Here is a 4162-nt window from a genome sequence, read left to right as displayed (position 1 = left end):
TGACTGCAGCCCGGTCGGCGTTCGCTGTCAAAACAGCGGCCTGCACCGGGGCGTTCATGCGGCCGCCTGTGCCTGTTGCAATTCGGTAACCGCTGCAGCGAGCGCGTCGATGGACGAAAACAGGCGGCGCGTGAGCATGCGGTCAGGAATCTCGATGTTGAACTCGTCTTCCACGGCGAGCATCAGATGAACGGTTGCGAGCGACGACAGTCCCGCGGCGTAAAGATCGGCGTCATCAGCAAGTGATTCGGCCGGAACGTCGAGCCGGGCGGATTCGGTAAGGATGCGGCGCAGTGCGGATTTCATTTAATAGCCCCCAAAGAAGCGTCACTAAAGGTGTGTCACCTAAAAACCGGACGCGGCCACTCGTACTGGCTTGTCGCGTTCACGGACCGGGTTGGTCTCGCAATCCATAACGGCTCGCTTGTTGTGAAGCCTGATCGGTCATTCCAAGTGTCTGGATGCCGGGCTTTTTCTCGCTGCCGTTCCTCAATGCCGGATTGCTCTCCGATGACCGTATTTAACGAATTGACAAGGGGTGGCGTCGGTGCGATGGCGCACGGAAGCTGCGCGGTTGGCGACGTATCGTATGAACATGGAACAAGCCGGTGCTGCCGGTGTTCTCACGACCGGACCCGGACATGAACTGGAAAGCCCTCGACTTCGAACAGATCACCGCGCGGGAACTGTATTTGATCCTCCGCGCGAGAAGCGCTGTGTTCGTTGTCGAACAGTCCTGCGTGCATCTGGATCCGGATGGGCGCGACGAGACATCGGTTCATGTATTCGCGGCGGAAGACATTTCCCGTTCAATGCCCGTCATCGCTTACGCGCGCTTGCATGAGGGCGGGACGGGAGCGGCGGAAGTCGTGGTGGACAAGATCCTGACAAGTCCGCAGCGGCGCTGCGATGGCACGGCGCACGTGCTGATCGAGCGGGTGATTGCAGCGGCGGGCGAACGCTGGCCCGGACGCAGCATCCGGTTACTTGCGCCGGTGAGTTTGCGCGGGTTTTATGAAGCATTCGGTTTTCGCAAGAACGATGGGCCTTTCGACGAACGTGGAATCCGCACGATCAGCCTGGTACGTAAAAGCCGTCTGAACCTGGGCCTCGCGAGGACGGCGGGTTGCATCGATACCGTCGAAACGTTTTGAAGCCGTAGCAGCAAGTTTGATCAAGCAGGTGCCCAGCGTCGGCATTGGACGTTTCCAAATGACACAGAGGACGCGCAGCTGCGTGCATTGCACGCTTCACTGAGCCGACCTCTACTTTTCAGGATTGCACGATGTCGAGTGTTTCGATCACGAATGTTCGAGACGAGTCGCAGGATGGACGCGTCGAGACATGGAAAACGCCCTGGATGGCGCAGCGCGAAAAGATGGCCGCGAACGACTCCGCGTCCGTCGAGGACGCACGCGCTATGAACGCCGCCAGTTCGCCCAAGGCAAAAAAGCGCGCCGAAGCGGGCCGCCGTCGCCGTCTGATGATCGCCCCGATCGGATTTGCAGCAATCACGATATTGCTGCTCGTACTGCATCAGGGCCGCCTCGTCGAATTCATCTTCCCCGCCGGGGCGCTCGTGGTTGCCGCGTTGCTCTTCAGGCGTTCGCCCGCACACTACCTGTCATTCGTGCTTTGGCTGTTTTTCCTCACGCCGGAAGTGCGACGCTTCGCCGATTTCTTCAACGGCGCATTCAGCGAACGCAGCCTGATCATGCTGGCACCGGTAATGGCCGCGTCAATCTGCGGCATGAACCTGCTGACCCACTTTCGAGTGCTGATGCAACGGCGCGCCATTCCCCTTACGCTGATCGTGCTCGCCACGCTATACGGTTATTTCATCGGCATGGTGGGGGCGGGCATTGCAGCGGCGTCATACATGCTGATCTCGTGGCTGTTTCCGGTGCTCATCGGTTTTCATGTGCTCATCACGTGGCGGCATTACCCCGAATATCACCGCGTCCTGCTGAAGACCTTTGTCTTCGGCGGATTGGTGATCGCGGCGTATGGCGTGTTCCAGTACGTCAGTCCGCCACCATGGGACGCATTCTGGCTGCAAAACTCGGGGATGGTCTCCGAAGGCGTCGCGGCGCCGTATTCCATGCGTGTCTCGAGCACGATGAATTCGTCCGGTCCGTTCGCCATAGCGATGATGGTCTGTCTCCTGATGACGCTCGCCGCGCGAAACAAGATGGCGATGCTTGCGGGCGGGCTGGCGGTTCCGGCGTTGATCGGTACGATGTCGCGCAGCGTGCTCGGCGGTCTCGCCATCGGGCTGATTTATCTTTTCATCATGCTCGACGGCCGCAGCCGGTTGCGCCTTGCCGGCGCAATTGCGGTGATCGTGCTGCTCTGTTCGCCGGCGCTGATGGTAGACGAGATTACCGAGAAGGCCACGGCGCGCTTCTCGACGGTCACGCAACTCAACCAGGACGACAGCTATCAGACGCGAACCGAGATCTACAAGCACTTCCTCTCGGAGATGACTACCAACATCGCGGGTCAGGGACTCGGCATGACGGGTCTTGGGTCGAAGCTTTCCGGCGATGGTTCGTCGTCGGGCAGCGTCGACTTCGACAGTGGCCTGATGGAAGTGCCATTCGTGCTGGGCTGGCCGGGCACGCTGCTCTACGCCGCGGGTGTGGTGATGCTGGTGCTGCGCGCGTTCGTCACGAGTTTCAGCCGCAAGAACGACCGCTTTGCCGTGGCGGGTACAGCCGCCGCATTCGGCATCCTCGCGATGATGGTGTTTCTCAACACACTGGTCGGCGGCGGCGGCGTGTTCTTTTTCATCGGGGTGATGTTGCCGGTCGCCGGAAGGCGTTACGCGCTCGAAATGCAGACTCGTGCCGATCAGCAGATGAAAGCGCAAAAGCGCGCCGCCACCACTGCAGAAGCGCCGGCACCTTCCGGAACCGCTGCTCAACAAAGCATTGCGTTGCCTTCGCCGCTGGTCCCATGAGCGCCACTATCGAGCGGGCCGATCGCAAGGCCGACCTTCCAGTATTCAACGAGGATCGCATGAACCTGCTTATCGTCACCCACACCGTCGGCAAGAACGACGGACAAGGGCGCGTCAACTACGAAGTCGTTCAGGCCGCACTCGCGGCCGGCCACTCCGTCACGTTGCTGAGCACGACAGTCGATGAAACCTTGTCCCGTCATCCGCGTATCACCGTCGTTCGGCTTGCGCCAAGCCGCGTGCCGACGCGCTTGCTCAAATACCAGTCTTTCGCGTTGCGCGCAGCGGCCTGGATTCGTGCTCACCGCGCTGAGTTCGATGTCGTGCAGGTCAACGGCTTCATTGCGTGGACGCGTGCCGACGTCAACGCCATTCACTTTGTTCACACCGGCTGGTTCAAGAGCGGCTATTACCCGTTTCGCCTGAGCGGCGGTCCGTATGGGGCTTATCAAGTGCTGTTCACGCGCCTGAACGCGTGGTGCGAACGCTGGGCGTTCAAGCGTGCTGGCGTGCTCGTGCCGGTATCGGAGAAAGTCGCCGCCGAACTGGTGGACCTCGGCATGCCGCGTGACAAGATCCGCGTGATTCATAACGGAGTGGACAACGTCGAGTTTTCGCCGGACCCGTCGCAAACCTCGCAGCGTGCGCGTTTCAAGCTTCCTGAAGCGCCGTTCATGCTGCTTTTCGCGGGCGATATCCGCACAGCCCGCAAGAACCTCGATACCGTGCTTCGCGCCATGGTGACCTGCTCGCCGAGCGTGCATCTGACGGTCGCGGCCGGCACGGACAAGAGTCCCTATCCGGCAATGGCCGCAGAACTCGGCATCGCTGACCGCGTGCACTTCGTGGGCATGATCCGCGAAATGCCTGCACTGATGCGTTGCGCCGATGCGTTCGTGTTCCCGTCGCGTTACGAAGCGATGAGCCTCGTCATGCTCGAAGCGCTTGCCTCGGGCTTGCCGGTGATCACCGTGCATACGTCGGGCGGTGCGGAAGTGATTACGCCCGAATGCGGCGTGGTGCTGGACGACCCCGACAATGAACGCCCGCTCGCCGACGCGATCACGCGGCTCTAAGCCCTTCTTTACACTTGGATGGGAACAGCCCGGCCATTCGCAGCAGGCGCAACTTTCCGGGTGACCCATCCTATAGACGCGCATTCGCCGCAGGTGAAACAGAAAGTTAGTTTGCGTATCCAGG

The 4162-nt window shown here is 60.7% G+C and carries 4 protein-coding genes; 3 read left to right on the top strand and 1 reads right to left on the bottom strand.

Annotated elements, in window-relative coordinates; translation table 11 throughout:
• Positions 1–54: 54 nt before the first annotated feature.
• On the bottom strand, positions 55–306 hold the full coding sequence (locus ACRXB1_RS32050) for an acyl carrier protein (protein WP_056364015.1): 252 nt from the start codon (positions 304–306) through the stop codon (positions 55–57).
• Between the two features lie 335 nt (positions 307–641).
• On the opposite strand from ACRXB1_RS32050, the gene ACRXB1_RS32045 reads away from it, so the two are divergent.
• The 3 genes from ACRXB1_RS32045 (at position 642) to ACRXB1_RS32035 (ending at position 4038) form a co-directional block, all read left to right on the top strand.
• Positions 642–1154 (top strand): GNAT family N-acetyltransferase, encoded by a 513-nt coding sequence (locus ACRXB1_RS32045; RefSeq protein WP_449494319.1) that lies wholly within the window; start codon positions 642–644, stop codon positions 1152–1154.
• A 131-nt stretch (positions 1155–1285) separates the two neighbouring features.
• On the top strand, positions 1286–2962 hold the full coding sequence (locus tag ACRXB1_RS32040; RefSeq protein WP_449494318.1) for an O-antigen ligase family protein: 1677 nt from the start codon (positions 1286–1288) through the stop codon (positions 2960–2962).
• Positions 2959–4038 (top strand): glycosyltransferase family 4 protein, encoded by a 1080-nt coding sequence (locus ACRXB1_RS32035; RefSeq protein WP_449494317.1) that lies wholly within the window; start codon positions 2959–2961, stop codon positions 4036–4038. The genes ACRXB1_RS32040 and ACRXB1_RS32035 overlap by 4 nt, the downstream gene beginning before the upstream one ends.
• Positions 4039–4162 lie beyond the last annotated feature (124 nt).

The organism is Caballeronia sp. M23-90 (assembly GCF_053574605.1).
This window is presented reverse-complemented; position numbering and strand designations above follow the sequence as displayed.

What these genes read in the sequence shown, in the direction of transcription:
- ACRXB1_RS32050 (WP_056364015.1), bottom strand. Translation starts at nt 306, where the DNA reads ATGAAATCCGCACTGCGCCGCATCCTTACCGAATCCGCCCGGCTCGAC.
- ACRXB1_RS32045 (WP_449494319.1), top strand. Translation starts at nt 642, where the DNA reads ATGAACTGGAAAGCCCTCGACTTCGAACAGATCACCGCGCGGGAACTG.
- ACRXB1_RS32040 (WP_449494318.1), top strand. Translation starts at nt 1,286, where the DNA reads ATGTCGAGTGTTTCGATCACGAATGTTCGAGACGAGTCGCAGGATGGA.
- ACRXB1_RS32035 (WP_449494317.1), top strand. Translation starts at nt 2,959, where the DNA reads ATGAGCGCCACTATCGAGCGGGCCGATCGCAAGGCCGACCTTCCAGTA.